This is a genomic window from Methanofollis formosanus (assembly GCF_019633745.1).
Lineage (GTDB): Archaea > Halobacteriota > Methanomicrobia > Methanomicrobiales > Methanofollaceae > Methanofollis > Methanofollis formosanus.
In genome coordinates this window covers 30223-46683 of sequence record NZ_CP037968.1, presented here as the reverse complement: position 1 = coordinate 46683, position 16461 = coordinate 30223, and the positions used below count along the sequence as shown (strand labels likewise).

Here is a 16461-nt window from a genome sequence, read left to right as displayed (position 1 = left end):
ATTAAGTCATGAAAAAACTTGGCATTACTGTGATCCTGCTGGTATCACTGTGTGCGTTCTATGGCGGGGTAACTGCCTCTCCGATCTGCGAGAGTAGCAATGCCCTGGAGTATCCCGTAATTTCGGGATCATCAGATGTGTATAACATCATAAACCCTGAAATTGGGATCCTTAGTTATACAGATTCCTTAAATCCCGGTGAGGCACATGTTTTTTCCACTGAATTCTCTTGGTCGGAGGGAATCCAGATCAGCCTCTCTGTCTCATGGACTCCTACGAACCAGACATTGTATGCTGGCGTCTATGACGGGGCGACAGGAGAGTATAGTCTTGCAGTCTGCACCGGTGGTTCTGCTGAGCCCACTATCACCATACCATGGACCAGTGATCACTGGCAGATTATGATTGCAAGTCCACATGAAAACACAGAAACTATCACGTACACGCTTCATGATTGAAATATGTACGCCAGTTCCTGTGAAAAGGATCCCTTTCAAAGGGGATCCACCTTTTTGGAGAAAAGACTGAAATCATTTCTGTGTTGTGAACCAGTTGGCACTGGCCGGAACCTAAAATGTCAAGCAGGTGAAACCATGACTTACAATAGATGAGAGCGATCTCCTTCAAAGATCGCAAACTGATATTCCACAACATTACGACCAGTTCAAATAAATATCTTTGCTGTCGTGATAGAGATACTCTACAGATCAGATAAAAGAGCCTATTTCAGCCTATGGGCATAAATATATTGATAGTTCACCTGCGGAAGTTCGAAACGATGATGGATCACGAGAGCCGGCATTCCAATCAACCACAGAGCACCCATGGGAAGATTGGTATTGCGTGCAGATCGAGGCATCATGTTTCCCCCAAAACACTAAAACGTCCTATATATTCTGTTTTTACAATGCTATATGGAACCAGGACTGATTGTGTGTGGGCAGTTAGCCGATCCGCTCACAAAGTTTAAGCCTCCCGTTTCAGAACCAATGGTTGGAAGGCTATCCGTACAGGAGAAGGGCATGACTTCACACCGGAAAAACCCATTTTCACCATTAAATGATCCAGACTGCATAAAAAAATACCATAAATCCAAGAAAGAGCCGAAATTCTCGAAAATATGATAAAAATGGATCAGAGAGGAAAAACTGCTCTTGCAGGAACAATTCTCATAACTGCGCTATTCACTCTTGCATCTATATTCATCCTCCCACAGCAGGTGCAGATTGTCATCGGAGAAGAGACTCCAGCGATCTATTATGTGCCTTCTGTCTATGCTCTCTCCGACTGCCTCCTCCTCGCGTCTGCCTCATTTCTTCTCGGTGCAAGTCTGTCTTATCTTCTGATAGTCTGGCGCCCCTTCTCCGGGGAAAAGACGCTTGGGTCAGTCGTCCATGAAGAAGAGAACGAAGACGTCCGGATCACGGCACCAGACGTGCCGGAACCTGCCGAGACGATGGTTTCAATCCCCACGGATGTCTCGTCAGATTTTGAGGCTACCTCACCGGTGCAACTTCATGTCACCGAAAGGACAGATCCCGTTCTTGTCGACTATCAGCAGGTCATGCTGAGAATGTTGAAAGGGAACGAGCGAAAAATAATCGAGACATTGATCGATCACGGGGAGATGAACCAGACCGAACTTTCTGACAGAACGGAAATTCCCAAGTCAACCCTTTCACGGACGCTCCAGGATCTTGAGGCACGCAGTCTGGTACATAGGTACGAGAACGGGATGAGCAAGATGGTAAAACTGGAGACATTAAAGAGTGAGATAGGCTCTTGCCATCACACAACCACATCTCGGGATTTTTGAGAAACCTTCATTGTTCTGGTGAATTATCCCTGTATGAGTATGGATCTCCCACCTTCACCTTGTCTCGCGCTGGAGATTGCACCCCTGAACAGCGAAAATCATAGATTGTCTCAGTTTCTATCGGTTGTTCCTCAAGATTGGGCCGGGAAGGCAGAGTTAGATATCCTGAAGAGCATGGTGTCCACCCCCGACTCTATCCTGATGCGGAGTGACCAGGAGGCAGCCACCCCCCTCCTTCGGTACACCAGAATAGAGATCTTTTACAGAGAGCATATCCCAAAACCCTCTGAGACTTGAACTGAAACACTCCTTTCCAAGAATTTTGAATGCGTATCTTTCGCCGGGGGGCGGCCGCCCCCCGGTCCCTCTGCAGAAGATAGGGAGGAGGACAGTAATCCCGCCTTCGTGATTATCAAAGATGCCTTCCCCCTCCTATCGCCATCCCGGGGGTCCGGGGGCAGCGCCCCCGGCGCACGTGTGGGGGAAGGCCAGGGGTGCTTCTTTGTGCTATGAGGGGCTGGGGATCTTTCAACCATCATCCATCGTTATCTTCTGTGAGAATCAGACCCGAGAGTTTTGGGATGACCTCAGAGCCAGATCCAGAAGCGTTCAATGAAGGTTGCCCGGGCTCTCTCTACCTTCCGCCTTTCATCCCCCGCATCAGCGCAATCTTCCCGGTCCGCACGAACTCCTTGATCCCGTACTGGCGCAGGAGACGTTCCAGGGCGTCGATCTTCTCCGAGTCTCCGGCCACCAGGAGGATGACGCTCTTCGGGCCCACATCGATGATCTGGGCCCTGAAGATACCGGCCACCTGCATCACCTCGGCCCTTCCCTCGCCGGGTTCGGCCGCCACCTTGATGAGCGCGAGTTCGCGGTCGACCGTGCTCTGCTCGGTGATGTCGGAGACCTTGATGACGTCGATGAGTTTGTTCAGCTGTTTTTTCACCTGCTCGATCCTGGCGTCGTCGCCCAGGACGACGATGGTCATCCTGGACATCCCAGGCTCCTCGCAGGTGCCGACGGCAAGGCTCTCGATGTTGAACCCCCGGCGGGAGAAGAGGCCGGCGACCCTGGAGAGGACGCCCGCCCTGTTCTCGACGAGGACGTGGAGGGTGTGCGGCCTCATCCGCCCCGCCTCCCGATCATCTCGTTGATCGCCGCCCCGGCCGGGACCATCGGGAAGACGTTCGCCTCCCGCTCGATCCTGACGTCCAGGACGAACGCCCCCTCGGCATCGAAGGCCGCCTCCAGGGCCGGCCCGACCTCGTCCGGGTTCTCGACCCGCATCCCCTCGACCCCGTAGGCCTTTGCAATCCCGACGAAGTCGACAGGACGGAGCTCGGTATACGAGTACCGCCGGTCATAGAAGAGTTCCTGCCACTGCCGCACCATCCCGAGGTAGAGGTTGTTGAGGATGACCACCTTCACCGGGAGATCGTACTCGACGACCGTGCCCAGTTCCTGGATGTTCATCTGGAAACTCCCGTCCCCGGCCACCAGGGCGACGGTCTCGTCCGGGCATGCGAACTGCGCCCCCATCGACGCCGGGAACCCGTAGCCCATCGTCCCGAGCCCGCCGGAGGTGATCCAGGTCCGCGGCCGCCTGAAGCAGTAGTGCTGCGCCGTCCACATCTGGTTCTGCCCCACCTCGGAGACGACGATGGCGTTCTCGTCCAGGAGAGCGTTCATCTGCCTGATCACCGCGGCCGGGCTGAGTCCGTCGGCGGTCCCGGCCGCCCCGGCCCCTTCCTCCTGCCACCGCCGCACCCTGGAGAGCCAGCCATCTCCCCTCTCCTGGCGGGCGAGTTTTGCGGTGATCGCCCTGAGGACCAGTTTTGCGTCCCCCACGATCGGGACGTCGACCGGTTTGTTCTTCCCGATCTCCGCCGGGTCGATATCGATGTGGATGACCGCGGCGTTCGGGGCGAAGGCCTCCACCCGGCCGGTGACCCGGTCGTCGAAACGCACCCCGACGGCGATGAGCAGGTCGCACTCGGTGACGGCAAAGTTCGCCGCCTCGGTCCCGTGCATCCCGATCATCCCCAGGGAGAGCGGATGGTCGCACGGCACCGCCCCCAGGCCCATCAGCGTCGAAGCCACCGGGACGGCCGTCAACTCCGCGAGGGCGAGGACTTCGACGGCCGCGCCCGAGGCGACGACTCCGCCGCCGATATAGAGCAGAGGGCGCTCGGCCTCCCGGATGAGCGCGACCGCCCGCTCGACCTGCCTGGGGTGGCCCTCGTACGTGGGCTGGTAGCCCCGCAGCCGCGCCTCGCGCACCTCGGGGACGTGCTCGACCTGCGTGGTCATCACATCCTTGGGGAGGTCGATGAGCACCGGGCCCTGCCGTCCGGTCCCCGCGATGAAGAAAGCGTCGCGCACCACCTGGCCGATCTCGGCGGCCTCTTTGACGAGATAGTTGTGTTTGGTGATCGGGAAGGTGATTCCGGTGATGTCAGACTCCTGGAAGGCGTCGTTGCCGAGCATCGTCGTCGGTACCTGGCCGGTGACGGCCACCAGGGGTACCGAGTCCATGTAGGCGGTGGCGATCCCGGTGACCAGGTTGCAGGCGCCCGGGCCAGAGGTGGCCAGACATACCCCGGTCTTCCCTGAGGCGCGGGCATACCCGTCTGCCGCGTGGGCCGCCGCCTGTTCGTGGCGCACCAGCACATGCCGCAACGGGGCGTCGTAAAGTTCGTCATAGATAGGCAGGACCGCACCGCCGGGGTAGCCGAAGATCGTCTCGACCCCCTCGCGCTGCAGCCCTTCGACCAGCAGTCGTGCTCCAGTCTTCATCGTCTCTCCTCAATCAGTCTGTTCATGCCGGCGATCATCGCCTCCACGCTTGCCATGATGATGTCGGTCCTCGCCCCCCGCGCCGTGAGTGTCCGACCTTCGTGGCTGAGCCGCACCGTCACCTCGACGAGGGCGTCGGTGCCCCCGCTGATCGCGTCCACCCGGTACTCTTCGAGCCGCACCTCGGCGGCACCGGCGACCGCCCGCCGCACCGCCTCGACGGCGGCGTCGACCGGGCCGTTCCCGGTGGCGGCGCAGGTCACCTCCTCGCCGTGTACGAGGAGGGTGACCGAGGCCGTCGGGATGACGGTGTTGCCCGAGACCATGGTCGCCTGTCTGAGGGTGATCGCCGGTGCGCTGCTCACCCCCGTGACCGAGTCGGCGATGGCCATCAGGTCGGCGTCGGTGACCCGCCGCCCTTCGTCGCCGAGGGCCTTGACCCTGGCGACGATCTCGGCGTGCTGCACCTCGGTGCAGTGGTAGCCGAGTTCTTTGAGTGCGGCCCCGACCGAGGCTGAGCCCGAATGTTTGCCGAGCACGATCCGCCTGGTCCGCCCGACGCTCTCGGGCGTGAGCGGTTCGTAGGTGCTCGCGTCTCGCAGGACGCCGTGGGCATGGATCCCGCTCTCGTGGGTGAAGGCCATCTCGCCGACGATCGCCTTGTTCGTCGGGAGCGGGACGTTGGTCAGCCGCGAGACCGTCGTCGCAAGCGGGTAGATCTTCTCGATTCTGAGCCCGGTCTCCACCCCGTAGAGGTGCTCCAGGGCCACGGCCAGTTCTTCGAGGGCGGTGTTCCCGGCGCGTTCTCCCAGGCCGTTCACGGTCACATGAGCGGCAGTCGCCCCGGCCTTGAGCGCGGCGATGGTGTTGGCGAGGGCGAGGCCGAGGTCGTCGTGGCAGTGGATGCTCAGCGGCGCAGAGAGGAGTGCGGGGATCTGCTCCGCGACCAGTTCAGGAGTCATGAGCCCGACCGTGTCGCAGAAGCAGAGGCGGTCGGCCCCCCGCTCCACCCCGCCCGCAAAGAGCATGGCCAGGAACTCCTGGTCTGCCCGTGAGGCGTCTTCGCCCGAGAGTTCGACGACGAGCCCGTGGTCTTTCGCATACTCCACCGCCTCCCAGGCCATGGTGCAGACCGCGTCCCGCGTCTTCCTCAGTTTTGCCTGGATGTGCAGGTCGCTCACCGGCACGACGAGGTGGACGCAGTCGACCCCGCACGCGACGGCATCGTCGATGTCGCCGGGCAACGCCCGCACGAAGGTGGCGACCTCCGCACCGAGGCCGGCGTCGGCGATCAGAGCGATGGCTTCACGCTCTCCTTCCGATGCGGCGGCCGATCCTGCCTCGATGGTGGCGATGCCAAGGTCTGCGAGCATGGTTGCGATCTGAAGTTTTTCGGCGGGCTTCAGCGAGACGCCCGGCGTCTGCTCCCCGTCCCGCAGGGTAGTGTCAAAAAAGCGGATCTTTTCAGAGAATAAAGCAATCACTCATAGTGATAGTCACCACCTGATGTGGGGGGCGGCCGATATATATTAGTTTGTATATCCTGTCCGGCGGCATAGAGGTCACCGTATACTCCGGGGAGGTCGTGAAAACCAGCACCCATAAATCTCCTGAGGACGACGCTCTTCTGACATTTATGCCGAACTACTGCCCGAACTGCGGCACTCCGCTGAAGGAGAGGGACGGCGCCGTCTGTCCTGAGTGCGGCACGCCCTTCCGACACACCAGGGAGAAGAACCCCACGATCGCCGTCATCTGTGCATTCCTGTGCCCCGGCCTCGGGCAGGTGTACAACGGCGAGATCGGAAAAGGAGTGCTCGTCCTCCTCGGGACGGCGGTGGGCATGCTCTTTCTCATCCCGGGCCTGCTCGTCTATCTCTATGGTATCTATGACGGGTACCGGACTGCAGAGAAGATGAATGTCGGGGAGGTTCCATTCAGGGAGACCAGCATCCTCTTCATGCTCCTCTTTGTCGGCCTCCTGATCCTGGGCTCTATCGTGCTCATGCTGATGGTGATCTCGGCCGCGTTCATGTACGGGGTGACCGGGTTCTAATGTTTTTTTATTCCTGAGATTGAGAGATCTCAAAGACACGAATCGAAGAGAAAGCCCAGAACAAAATAAGAAATCACAAATATAGTCACATCAATTTTTCAAATAGTATGGCTGGCTACTGTTCCAACTGCGGCACCCCCCTTGAGCAAGAGAACGCCGGGTCATGCCCGGAGTGCGGTGTGCAGATACGGCCCCCGGAGGAGAAGAGCGCCGGGCTCGCCGCGCTCTGCTCATTCCTGATACCCGGTCTCGGGCAGGTGTACAACGGGGACCTCAAGAGGGGGTTTATGGTCCTCCTCGGGGCCGCGATAGGTACGGCTCTCCTCATCATCCCGGGCATGATCGTCTGGATCTATGGGACCTATGATGCGTATAAGACGGCACAGAGGATCAATGCCGGAGAAGTTCCGTTTGGGGCGACCGGCGGCCTCAAGATGATACTCTTCGCCGGTCTCTGGTTCGTGGCTTCCATCGTCGCCAGTGTGTTCCTTGCGGTGATCCTGCTCTTCATCGGATACGTTCCTTGAAATGGGCTTTGTAGAATCAGGCATGAACCCCCGGCTCAGGCATACGCGTTTGACCATGATCGTGTGTCTCTGGAGTAGGCATGGATCCCTGCTCCCTCTTTGAAGCAAGACATCACATAGGATCACCCTCGAATTGCCGCCCCCGCCAATCATCGCCGTGGGGGGTCGGGGGGCAAAGCCCCCCGGTACACAATTCCAGGAAAGATTCTACGATGAGGGCGGCACGCCTGATCATCATGCAAACCTGGAAAGATGATTCTCAGGATCATTTTCATGGTAAACCATCTATTTTTATCAAAGAGCATATCCCAAAAGTAGCCGGAGCTCGATCAATCGCCTTGATAGAGACTCTGATCGGTCATTCCTCTGCCCTCCATGCTTCAATCACAATCCAAGGGATTCTTGGGACGCCGCCCCCGGCGTGATTACTAGTGGTGGGCGGATCGATCAGCCATCTCGCGAGAGGATAGGGGTGGGACGGCATGAGATCGTGTGCTCCTCGGAATCATGATCAGCCCATCCCTTCCGGGATCCATCCTCAGGGTCATGATGCCATGACGACATGCTGATCAGAACATGCCACCCCTATCGCACGATCGTTCCTGCCGTCTCGCGAGGAGATGGGGTGGGGGCGGCGATGGAAAACGATCCCCACGGGTTCTCCTGTCATGAAAAGAGAGAGAGAGAGCAAGCGACGAGAAACTCACATCGTGTATGCTTGAGGAGTCCTCTCGCCTCATGCAGAATTACTATGAAAATGATCCTGAAGACCATCTCTTCAAGTTTGCATGAGAGTTTGAACTCGCCATATCCCGTTGAAGCCATACGCAGAGGATAGAAAATTCTTCTGATAGATCGGCCGTCCCCCATCGTCGAGATTTCCCTGCCATCTCGCGCCGGGGGGAGACCCCCCGGACCCCCCACGACGAAGATAAGTGGGGGCGGCACGACGCTCGACTTCGATTCGCTCCTCGTTCGTAAGGATAAGGGTCAAGAACCGATCCAGACCTGATCTGATATGTTCATCCCGTATGCTTGAGGCGGGCGCTCGCCTCATGAAAAAATTCTACAAAAGAAAAAAAAGAAAATTACAGGTTCACGCAGGTGCCGCGGCGCTGTCATAGATGAGGGTCATATACCGGGCAATGAAGATCTCGATCACCGGGGTGAGGAAGAAGGCGATGAGCCAGCCGATGAACGGGATCATCATGAGGATGCCGACGACGACACTGATTGCCACGGCCGCCACCCAGAGAATAATCAGGGCGATGAGGTAACTGCCCCACCCGATCGCACCGATGTGCGCCAGGATCGCCGAGATGTTGAAAGCCTCGCCGAAACTGTCCGTCCGTGCGAACCTGATGATGCCGAAGGCGGCGATCAGGCCGATGATGAAGGCGACCACGAACGTGACGAGTATCCCGAGGAGTATCGATCCGGCTCCGGCAGCAACTGCAGCGTCAGAGCCGCTTGCCATGAGAGCGATAGAACCGCCGAGGAAGATCGCCATGACGATAAGCGCGGGGATGCTGTAGATGAACCCGACGATGATGAGTTTGATCCCGTCGATGAGAAGTTTGACCCAGTCCTCAAATTCGGGTGCAGGCGTCTTCCCGCGGTAGATCTCCATCACATAGCCGTAGAGGAGGGGGAAGATGATAGTGGCGATGACGAGGAAGATCCACTTCATCCATTTTCCCCAGACTGCTTCCTTCGCATATTCGAAGGAATTGCCAAGCATTGAACCATAATCCATAAGAGTACACCTCCTGGTGTGTAGATCTCAGTACAAGCCGTTTTGATATATACGTTTCGTAATCCGGAAATATATGTAGTTTATTTAACTCGGAAAAGTCGGGAGATGCCTGGCTTTTGCTTGATGGAGGATCTTTCTTTGGTCTGCCGGATTCATCGCTGTGGGAAGCGATCGTTCGCGGAGAGGGTGCCGCTGCAAAAATAGAATATGAGAGATTTACCGGATCCGCTCCCCGCACTGAGTGCAGAACGTATCGCCGTCGCCGACCTTCGCCCCGCAGTGAGGACAGAAAGACCCCGACGCCCTGACCTGATATCCGGCAGGTTCGGATGAGAGCGCCTTCTGGAGAAGGTCGTTGTTGGTCGTGCTGTCGATGACCAGGTTGCCGAAATCTTCGGGTACGAACTGGTAGAGACGGTACACGGCATACAGGCCGCCGGCGAGGGCGAGGATCGCCAGGAGCAGGTTCAGGGACGCCATCAGGTTGTACACGAAGTGGAAGATGACCGCCAGGCCGAGGAAGTACAGGATATCGTAGGTCTGGATCCGCTGGAACACGTCGGAAAGGTTCTGGATCTTTCCCCTGGACGCGGTGAGCCCCAGGAACACCAGGCCGGCCCCCACCAGGGAGGACGCCCCGATATGCATCGGCACCGGCAGGAGGGCGCGGGCGATGACGGTCTCCGGGCCGATGCCCTGCATCAGGTAGACGATGTTCTCGGTGAAGGCAAACCCGAGGCCTGCAAGGCCGCCGAGAAGAAAGCCGCGAGTCTTCGAGGTGATGGTGGAGGGGTACCAGGCGGCGAGGTACGCCACCCCGATCACCTTCAGCGGTTCCTCGACAAAGGGTGCGACGAGGGGAGTGAGCGAGCCTGCAAACAACCCGATAAAGGTGTTGACCGGGAGGATGACGATGATCGCGGAGATGATGCCGCCGAGAAGGGCGATGATCTCCGGCACCAGGGGACCAAGCTCCGGCCGTTTTGTTGCATGAACTGATTCGGACGTCATGGATATCACGCTGTCGTGGATAGGCCGGGAGGTGAAGAACAATACCCGGATCCTCCGGCCTGGAATGGTCACTGATGGGTTTCAGTAACAGAATGTTATTTTTCTGGCATATTAACCATCTCAAATGCTTTTCCCCCTCCGGCCCGCCAGGGGTTGCGGGTGTGGCGGCCGGAGAGAATGGTGCGGGTTTGAGGTGGCGCCCACCCATCCTGATCATCACCCGATGGAAGGCCTTTCGACCTTGAAAATAGAGATGAGGTTATTCTGACACCGCCGCGCTCTCGTAGATGAGCGTCACGTACCGGGCCATGAAGACCGAGATCGCCGGCGTGATGATGAGAAGGATCAGACCTCCGATGACCGGGATGAGCATCAGCACGAAGGTCAGCACCCAGACAATGATATACGCGATGACCAGGGCGACAAGATACTGCAGCCACCCGACCGCCCCGATATGCCCGACGATCGCCGAGAAGTTGAAGGCCTCGCCGAAACGATCGGTCCGTGCAAGCCTGATCCCGGCAAAGATCGAGACCAGACCGATGAGGACGGCGAGGACGAAGACGACGATCGTACCGACGATGAATGTCGTCGAGGCCGCTGCCGTCATACCGCCCCCGCCATAGAACGCCAGCGCCGCCCCGCCGAAGAAGAGCATGGCAACGATGATGATCGGGATGCTGTAGATCAGTTCGACGATGAAGAGTTTGACCCCGTCGACGAAGAGTTTGATCCAGTCCTCGAGTTCAGGCGCAGGCGTCTTTCCCCGGTAGATCTCCATCATATACCCCATGATCAGGGGAAAGATGATCGAGCAGATGATCAGGAGGATCCACTTCCCCCATTTTCCCCAGACGGCCTCTGTCGCATACTCGTACGACCTGCCAAGCAATGTACCATAATCCATTCACTACCCCCCGCAAAGTGCGACGAGAGATGGTATGAGAGGATATAAGTCTGCCGTGGCGAGCGGGCACCCGCCGGTGCCGGGCGGAAAAAAGAAGAAAAAGTTTAGTGCCTGAAATACCGCACGCCGGTGAAGACCATCGCCACATTCAGTTTGTTGGCGGCGTCGATCACTTCCTGGTCGCGGATCGAACCGCCCGGCTGCACGAGGGCCGTCGCCCCGGCCGCTGCGGCGACTTCCATCGTGTCGGCGAAAGGCAGGAACGCGTCGGACGCTACGACCGCACCCTTCAGGGACGACCGCGCCTTCTCGACGGCGATCTTTGCCGAGTCGACCCGGTTCATCTGACCGGCGCCGATCCCGATGGCGGCATGGTCGTTGGCATAGATGATCGCGTTGCTCTTCGTGTGCTTGCAGACCTTCATCGCAAAGTGCATCGCCGCGATCTCTTCCTTCGTCGGTTCGCGCTCTGAGACGACCTTCCACTCTTCCTTGGGCTCGGGCGTCCGCTGCACCAGCACGCCGCCGTCGATGGACCTGAGCCTGTCGGCCGTGGACGGCTCGGGCAGGACGAGCACCCGCATGTTCGGCTTCTTCTTCATGATCTCGATGGCCTCGGGAGCGTACGACGGGGCCACGATCACTTCGACGAAGGTGCCGCAGAGTTCTTCGGCGATCGGCGTGTCGACCGGGGTGTTGAGGGCCACGATCGAACCGTAGGCCGAGACGGGATCGACCTCGCGGGCGGCGAGGTAGGCCTCGAGCCCGTCCTTCCCGATGGCGACGCCGCACGGGTTGTTGTGCTTGACGATCACCGAGGCCGGTTCCTCGAACTCACGGAGCAGAGAGACTGCCGCGTCGACGTCGAGGTAGTTGTTGTACGACATCTCCTTGCCCTGGAGCGGCGTCTGGCCGGCGATGCCGTGGTCGCCGTAGACTGCCGCCTGCTGGTGCGGGTTCTCGCCGTACCGAAGGCTCCGGCGGTTCGTGAACTGCACGGTGTAGACTTCAGGGAAGTCGCCGTCGAGTGAGTGGAGGTGGTTGGCGATGGCCGCGTCGTAGGCGGCGGTGCGGGCAAAGACCTTCTTCGCAAGTCCGAGCCGCTGCTCGTAGGTGAAACCGCCATTCGTGACGTTTTCCTTCACCATCGGGTAGTCGGCCGGGTCGACGGCGACCGAGACGTACTTGAAGTTCTTGGCCGCCGCCCTGATCATCGCCGGGCCGCCGATATCGATGTACTCGATGAGTTCGTCGAGACCGAGGTTCTCACCGGCCATTTTCTCGAAGGGATAGAGGTTCACGACCACCAGGTCGATGGGGTTGATGTCGAGTTCCTTCATGATCTCGGCATCCACGTCAGGCCTGCCGAGAAGTCCGCCATGGACGCGCGGGTGGAGCGTCTTGACCCTCCCGCCCATGATCTCTGGCGAGCCCGTGTACTCGGAGACCTCAACAAAATCGATCCCTGCTTCTCCGAGGGCCCGTCCGGTCCCCCCCGAACTGATGATACGGTAGCCGTTCTCAACAAGGGTCTGTGCAAGATCCACAATCCCGGTCTTGTCCCAGACAGAGAGAAGTGCCCATTTCATGATGTATATGTGGCTCTCTGAGGTCTTATATCTTTCAAGGGCATGATGCAACTTCTTATCCGGCCGCCCGACAAACAGGGTTGAGATCATATGCAGGAACCCGCCGTCAAGAAGACGCTGTACTGGTGCCCGGTCTGCAACCTCCCTCTCATCGGCAAGAAATGCCGGTGCGGAGCCGAAGGCGTGGCCGTCGCTCTCCAGAAACCCTACGATGTGAGGCCGGCGCTCAGCCACGACATGGAACTCCTGCGCTCCCTCCTCCGTGACCGCTTCGGGACCGACCGCCTGCCGCAGGTGGTCCTCTTCAACAAGATCGGCGGGGTGGACCGTGCGGAGTCGGTCATCGCAGACGGAGTCGTCTTCGGGCGCCTCACCTTCGACCCGGCCTCCAGAACCTATACCTTCGACCTCTCCTTCGAGGCGCTGTCATATCTCCTCCCCTCCATCACCAGAAACGTCGTCGACATCACCGATGCCGCCGCCAGCGAGGGGCGGATCGGCGGGAAGAGAGTGGCAGTCAGGACCGACCTTCCGGACGGGCCGGTGGTGGTGAGGATGGGCAACCTCGCCGGTGTCGGGACGCTCAGGGAAGGTGCGGTAAAGGTGAAACAGATCGGGCGGGTCGACCCGGTCGAGGTTCCCGACCCCTCCTGGGAGGAGACCGGGAAGGCAAATGCCAAGCACCTCAAGAACCTGGAGAGGACGGCGATCCGGTTCATCAGGCAGCACATGCACGACCGCCCCAGAGCGAACGTCTCGTTCTCGGGCGGGAAGGACAGCACCGTCGTCCTCGAACTCGCGAGGCGGGCCGGGATCGATGAGGTCTATTATGTGAACACCGGCGTGGAGTTCCCGGAGACGGTCGCGTTTGTGAAGGAGTGCGGGATCGAGAAGGTGCTCCACGGCCCTGACTTCTGGTCCGAGCTAAAAAAGTACGGCCTGCCCAGGAAGGACGACCGGTGGTGCTGCGAGCGGCTCAAACTTCAGCCGGTGAAAGAATGGCTCGAACGGGAGGGGCCGTGCGTCACCGTCCAGGGCAACCGGTGGTACGAGTCCTTCTCGCGCTCGACCCTCCCGCCGGTGGTCGAGAACCCCTTCAACCCGCGGCAGTTGAACATCTCGCCGGTCCGGAACTGGCGGGCCCTCGAGGTCTTCCTGTACCTCTGGTGGCGGCAGGTGCCGTACAACCCCCTCTACGAAGAGGGGTTCGAGCGGGTGGGGTGCTGGCTCTGCCCGGCGATGCTGGAGAGCGAGGCGGCGCGGACGCGTGAACTCCACCCAGAACTGGTCTCCAGATGGGAAAAACACCTCAACGCCTGGGCGAAGAAGGAGCGGATCCCGCAGCGCTGCGTCGAGCTCGGGCTCTGGCGGTGGCAGGAGCCGCCGCCGAAGATGCGGGAACTCGCGGCGCAGTGCGGGATCAGGCTTCCGAAGAAGAGAGAAAAGCGATAAAAACTATATTTTTTCCTCCGATTTGATAATCCCGTGATATTTCATCCCTATATCGCTGGCCCCCACAAGAAATTATATATAGAACTACATTGCAACTGATATTGTATCATTTACGAGGATTTCCATGGAGACGGATATGAATCGGAAGGTGCCCGGAGAAAATACGGCACCGAAAGAGGCCGGCCCCCCGCATACCGGCACGGAAGGAGGAGCCGCCGACGAGGCATACGAGGAACTCAGAACTGAGAACGAGAACCTCAAGAAGGCCTCCGAGGAGCTGAACCAGCGGTGCCTCCGTCTCGCCGCGGATTTCGACAACTTCAGAAAGCGTACCGCACGACAGACCGAAGAGAACAGGCAGTTCGCGCTCGAAAAGTTTGCCGTCGAACTGCTGGAAGTTGCCGACAACTTCGAACGGGCATTGAAGGCCGACGATGCCTCTCTGCGCGAGGGGCTCGAGAGCATCAGAAAAGAGTTCACCGGGATCCTGGAAAAACACGGGGTCAACCCGATCGAGTGCGTGAACCGGGATTTCAACCCCGAAGAGCACGAGGCGGTGGCCTGCATCCCGTCCGACCACCCGGAAGGCACAGTCGTTGAAGAATTCATCCGCGGCTACTGCATGCACGACAAGGTCATCAGGCACGCAAAGGTCGCAGTCTCCAAAGGAAAACAATAAAGGAGCATAATCAATGGCATCAGAAAAAGTACTCGGCATTGACCTCGGCACGACGAACTCCTGCATGGCGATCATGGAAGGCGGCAGCCCGGCCGTCATCGCGAACGCCGAAGGCGGCAGGACGACCCCCTCGGTCGTGGCATTCAGCAAGGACGGCGAGCGCCTCGTCGGCAGTGTCGCCAAGAGACAGGCGATCACCAACCCCAAGAAGACGATCATCTCGATCAAGCGCAAGATGGGAACCGACGAGACGGTCGGGATCGACGACAGGCAGTACACCCCCCAGGAGATCTCGGCCATGATCCTCCAGAAGCTGAAGCTCGACGCCGAGGCCTACCTGGGCGAGGAGATCACGAAGGCGGTCATCACCGTCCCGGCCTACTTCAATGACGCCCAGCGGCAGGCAACCAAGGACGCCGGCAAGATCGCGGGGCTTGAAGTGATGCGGATCATCAACGAACCGACCGCGAGCGCTCTTGCCTACGGGATCGAGAAAGAGGAAGAGTCGACGGTCCTCGTCTACGACCTCGGCGGCGGCACCTTCGATGTCTCCATCCTCCAGCTCGGCGACGGCGTCTTCGAGGTGAAGGCGACGGCCGGGAACAACCGTCTCGGCGGCGACGACTTCGACCAGCGGGTCGTCGAGTGGATCGTCGCTGAGTTCAAGGCAAAGGAAGGGATCGACCTCAGCAAAGACCCGATGGCGATGCAGCGGGTGAGAGACGCCGCCGAGAATGCCAAGAAGGAACTCTCGAGCGTCCAGAAGACGAACATCAACCTCCCGTACATCACCACCGACGAGACCGGGCCGAAGTTTCTGGACCTGGACCTCTCGCGTGCAAAGTTCGAGCAGCTCGTCGGCGACCTGGTCGAGAAGACGATCGAGCCGGTGAAGCAGGCACTCTCCGACGCGAAACTGACCGCCGCCGAGATCGACCACGTCCTCCTCGTCGGCGGGTCGACCCGTGTCCCGCTCGTGCAGGAGATGGTGAAGAAGGTCACCGGCAAGGACCCTGACAAGGGGATCAACCCTGACGAGTGTGTGGCCGTCGGCGCCGCCATCCAGGGCGGTGTGCTCACCGGCGAGGCGAAGGACGTCCTCCTCCTCGATGTCACCCCGCTCTCCCTCGGGATCGAGACCCTCGGCGGGATCGCCACGAACCTGATCGAGCGCAACACCACCATCCCGACCAGGAAGAGCCAGATCTTCTCCACGGCCGCAGACGGCCAGACCAGTGTCGAGATCCATGTGCTCCAGGGCGAGCGTGCCCTCGCGAAGGACAACTTCACCCTCGGACGCTTCCAGCTCACCGGTATCCCGCCGGCACCCCGCGGCATCCCGCAGATCGAGGTCACCTTCGACATCGACGCCAACGGCATCGTCCATGTCTCGGCCAAGGACCTCGGCACCGGCAAGGAGCAGACCATCACCATCAAGGGCGGCAAGGGCCTCTCCGACGATGAGATCGAGAAGATGGTCAACGACGCCAAGAGCGCCGAGGAAGACGACAAGAAGAAGCGCGAGGAGATCGAGGTCCGCAACAATGCCGACTCTGCGGTCTACGCCGCCGAGAAGGCGATCAAGGAGGCCGGCGACAAGATCAGCGAAGACGAGAAGAAGAAGATCGAGGAGAGTTCCGACGCCCTGAAAAAGGCTCTCGAAGGTGACGACACCGAGGAGATCAAGAAGAAGATGGAGGAACTCACCGAGGCTGTCTACGCCGTCACCGCCAGGATCTACCAGGAAGCCCAGCAGGCAGCGCAGGCCGAGCAGGCCGCCGGTGCCGCGGGTGCGGAGAAGAAGCAGGACGACGATGTCGTCGATGCCGACTTCGACGTCAAGGACGAGAAGAAGAAAGAGTGAGCCTC

Annotated in this window: 15 protein-coding genes; 8 read left to right on the top strand and 7 right to left on the bottom strand. The window is 59.4% G+C overall.

Annotation, left to right across the window (positions count from 1 at the left end; genetic code table 11):
• Positions 1 to 8: 8 nt before the first annotated feature.
• The 3 genes from E2N92_RS00195 (at position 9) to E2N92_RS00185 (ending at position 1816) form a co-directional block, all read left to right on the top strand.
• Entirely contained in the window at positions 9 to 458 is a 450-nt protein-coding gene (locus E2N92_RS00195; RefSeq protein WP_220681697.1) for a hypothetical protein, read from the top strand.
• A gap of 456 nt (positions 459 to 914) precedes the next feature.
• Positions 915 to 1124 carry a hypothetical protein gene (locus E2N92_RS00190; protein ID WP_220681696.1) on the top strand — a complete coding sequence of 70 codons (210 nt, stop codon included), beginning with the start codon at positions 915 to 917 and terminating at the stop codon, positions 1122 to 1124.
• Positions 1121 to 1816: a helix-turn-helix transcriptional regulator gene (locus E2N92_RS00185; RefSeq protein WP_220681695.1), complete on the top strand. Its 696-nt coding sequence runs from the start codon at positions 1121 to 1123 to the stop codon at positions 1814 to 1816. The genes E2N92_RS00190 and E2N92_RS00185 overlap by 4 nt, the downstream gene beginning before the upstream one ends.
• A gap of 634 nt (positions 1817 to 2450) precedes the next feature.
• On the opposite strand, the gene ilvN is transcribed toward E2N92_RS00185, so the two are convergent.
• The 3 genes from ilvN to E2N92_RS00170 are packed head-to-tail and all read right to left on the bottom strand — an operon-like array spanning position 2451 to position 6099.
• A complete protein-coding gene (gene ilvN / locus E2N92_RS00180; protein WP_220681694.1) occupies positions 2451 to 2945 on the bottom strand; it encodes an acetolactate synthase small subunit in 495 nt (164 codons plus the stop codon).
• The gene (gene ilvB, locus E2N92_RS00175) at positions 2942 to 4615 is read right to left on the bottom strand and encodes a biosynthetic-type acetolactate synthase large subunit (protein ID WP_220681693.1); all 1674 of its coding nucleotides are present in this window, start codon (positions 4613 to 4615) and stop codon (positions 2942 to 2944) included. Before ilvB ends, ilvN begins: the two co-directional genes overlap by 4 nt.
• On the bottom strand, positions 4612 to 6099 hold the full coding sequence (locus tag E2N92_RS00170; protein WP_220681692.1) for a 2-isopropylmalate synthase: 1488 nt from the start codon (positions 6097 to 6099) through the stop codon (positions 4612 to 4614). Before E2N92_RS00170 ends, ilvB begins: the two co-directional genes overlap by 4 nt.
• A gap of 101 nt (positions 6100 to 6200) precedes the next feature.
• Here E2N92_RS00170 and E2N92_RS00165 point away from each other — a divergent pair, with 101 nt between their 5' ends.
• Both E2N92_RS00165 and E2N92_RS00160 read left to right on the top strand, forming a co-directional pair.
• Positions 6201 to 6671 carry a zinc ribbon domain-containing protein gene (locus E2N92_RS00165; RefSeq protein ID WP_246589249.1) on the top strand — a complete coding sequence of 157 codons (471 nt, stop codon included), beginning with the start codon at positions 6201 to 6203 and terminating at the stop codon, positions 6669 to 6671.
• A gap of 107 nt (positions 6672 to 6778) precedes the next feature.
• Complete coding sequence (locus E2N92_RS00160; RefSeq protein ID WP_220681691.1) at positions 6779 to 7198, top strand: TFIIB-type zinc ribbon-containing protein; 420 nt, start codon at positions 6779 to 6781, stop codon at positions 7196 to 7198.
• A gap of 1096 nt (positions 7199 to 8294) precedes the next feature.
• Here E2N92_RS00160 and E2N92_RS00155 read toward each other — a convergent pair.
• From E2N92_RS00155 to purH, 4 genes are all read right to left on the bottom strand, one after another.
• Positions 8295 to 8954 carry a DUF4013 domain-containing protein gene (locus E2N92_RS00155; protein ID WP_220681690.1) on the bottom strand — a complete coding sequence of 220 codons (660 nt, stop codon included), beginning with the start codon at positions 8952 to 8954 and terminating at the stop codon, positions 8295 to 8297.
• A gap of 216 nt (positions 8955 to 9170) precedes the next feature.
• The gene (locus tag E2N92_RS00150; protein ID WP_220682899.1) at positions 9171 to 9965 is read right to left on the bottom strand and encodes a PrsW family glutamic-type intramembrane protease; all 795 of its coding nucleotides are present in this window, start codon (positions 9963 to 9965) and stop codon (positions 9171 to 9173) included.
• 259 nt (positions 9966 to 10224) lie between these two features.
• Positions 10225 to 10872 carry a DUF4013 domain-containing protein gene (locus tag E2N92_RS00145; protein WP_220681689.1) on the bottom strand — a complete coding sequence of 216 codons (648 nt, stop codon included), beginning with the start codon at positions 10870 to 10872 and terminating at the stop codon, positions 10225 to 10227.
• 104 nt (positions 10873 to 10976) lie between these two features.
• On the bottom strand, positions 10977 to 12461 hold the full coding sequence (gene purH, locus E2N92_RS00140; RefSeq protein ID WP_220681688.1) for a bifunctional phosphoribosylaminoimidazolecarboxamide formyltransferase/IMP cyclohydrolase: 1485 nt from the start codon (positions 12459 to 12461) through the stop codon (positions 10977 to 10979).
• A 90-nt stretch (positions 12462 to 12551) separates the two neighbouring features.
• Here purH and E2N92_RS00135 point away from each other — a divergent pair, with 90 nt between their 5' ends.
• The 3 genes from E2N92_RS00135 to dnaK all read left to right on the top strand — a co-directional run bounded on the left by E2N92_RS00135 (position 12552) and on the right by dnaK (position 16456).
• Positions 12552 to 13913 (top strand): phosphoadenosine phosphosulfate reductase domain-containing protein, encoded by a 1362-nt coding sequence (locus E2N92_RS00135; protein WP_220681687.1) that lies wholly within the window; start codon positions 12552 to 12554, stop codon positions 13911 to 13913.
• A 136-nt stretch (positions 13914 to 14049) separates the two neighbouring features.
• Positions 14050 to 14592, top strand: a complete 543-nt coding sequence (locus E2N92_RS00130; protein WP_220681686.1) for a nucleotide exchange factor GrpE — start codon at positions 14050 to 14052, stop codon at positions 14590 to 14592.
• 13 nt (positions 14593 to 14605) lie between these two features.
• Positions 14606 to 16456, top strand: coding sequence for a molecular chaperone DnaK (gene dnaK, locus E2N92_RS00125; RefSeq protein ID WP_220681685.1), 1851 nt, complete (start codon positions 14606 to 14608; stop codon positions 16454 to 16456).
• The last annotated feature ends 5 nt before the right edge of the window (positions 16457 to 16461 follow it).

Coding starts and splice junctions, on each gene's coding strand:
- dnaK (WP_220681685.1), top strand. CDS start 14,606: ATGGCATCAGAAAAAGTACTCGGCATTGACCTCGGCACGACGAACTCC.
- E2N92_RS00185 (WP_220681695.1), top strand. CDS start 1,121: ATGATAAAAATGGATCAGAGAGGAAAAACTGCTCTTGCAGGAACAATT.
- E2N92_RS00155 (WP_220681690.1), bottom strand. CDS start 8,954: ATGGATTATGGTTCAATGCTTGGCAATTCCTTCGAATATGCGAAGGAA.
- E2N92_RS00195 (WP_220681697.1), top strand. CDS start 9: ATGAAAAAACTTGGCATTACTGTGATCCTGCTGGTATCACTGTGTGCG.
- E2N92_RS00145 (WP_220681689.1), bottom strand. CDS start 10,872: ATGGATTATGGTACATTGCTTGGCAGGTCGTACGAGTATGCGACAGAG.
- ilvB (WP_220681693.1), bottom strand. CDS start 4,615: ATGAAGACTGGAGCACGACTGCTGGTCGAAGGGCTGCAGCGCGAGGGG.
- E2N92_RS00190 (WP_220681696.1), top strand. CDS start 915: ATGGAACCAGGACTGATTGTGTGTGGGCAGTTAGCCGATCCGCTCACA.
- ilvN (WP_220681694.1), bottom strand. CDS start 2,945: ATGAGGCCGCACACCCTCCACGTCCTCGTCGAGAACAGGGCGGGCGTC.
- E2N92_RS00150 (WP_220682899.1), bottom strand. CDS start 9,965: ATGACGTCCGAATCAGTTCATGCAACAAAACGGCCGGAGCTTGGTCCC.
- purH (WP_220681688.1), bottom strand. CDS start 12,461: ATGAAATGGGCACTTCTCTCTGTCTGGGACAAGACCGGGATTGTGGAT.
- E2N92_RS00135 (WP_220681687.1), top strand. CDS start 12,552: ATGCAGGAACCCGCCGTCAAGAAGACGCTGTACTGGTGCCCGGTCTGC.
- E2N92_RS00160 (WP_220681691.1), top strand. CDS start 6,779: ATGGCTGGCTACTGTTCCAACTGCGGCACCCCCCTTGAGCAAGAGAAC.
- E2N92_RS00130 (WP_220681686.1), top strand. CDS start 14,050: ATGAATCGGAAGGTGCCCGGAGAAAATACGGCACCGAAAGAGGCCGGC.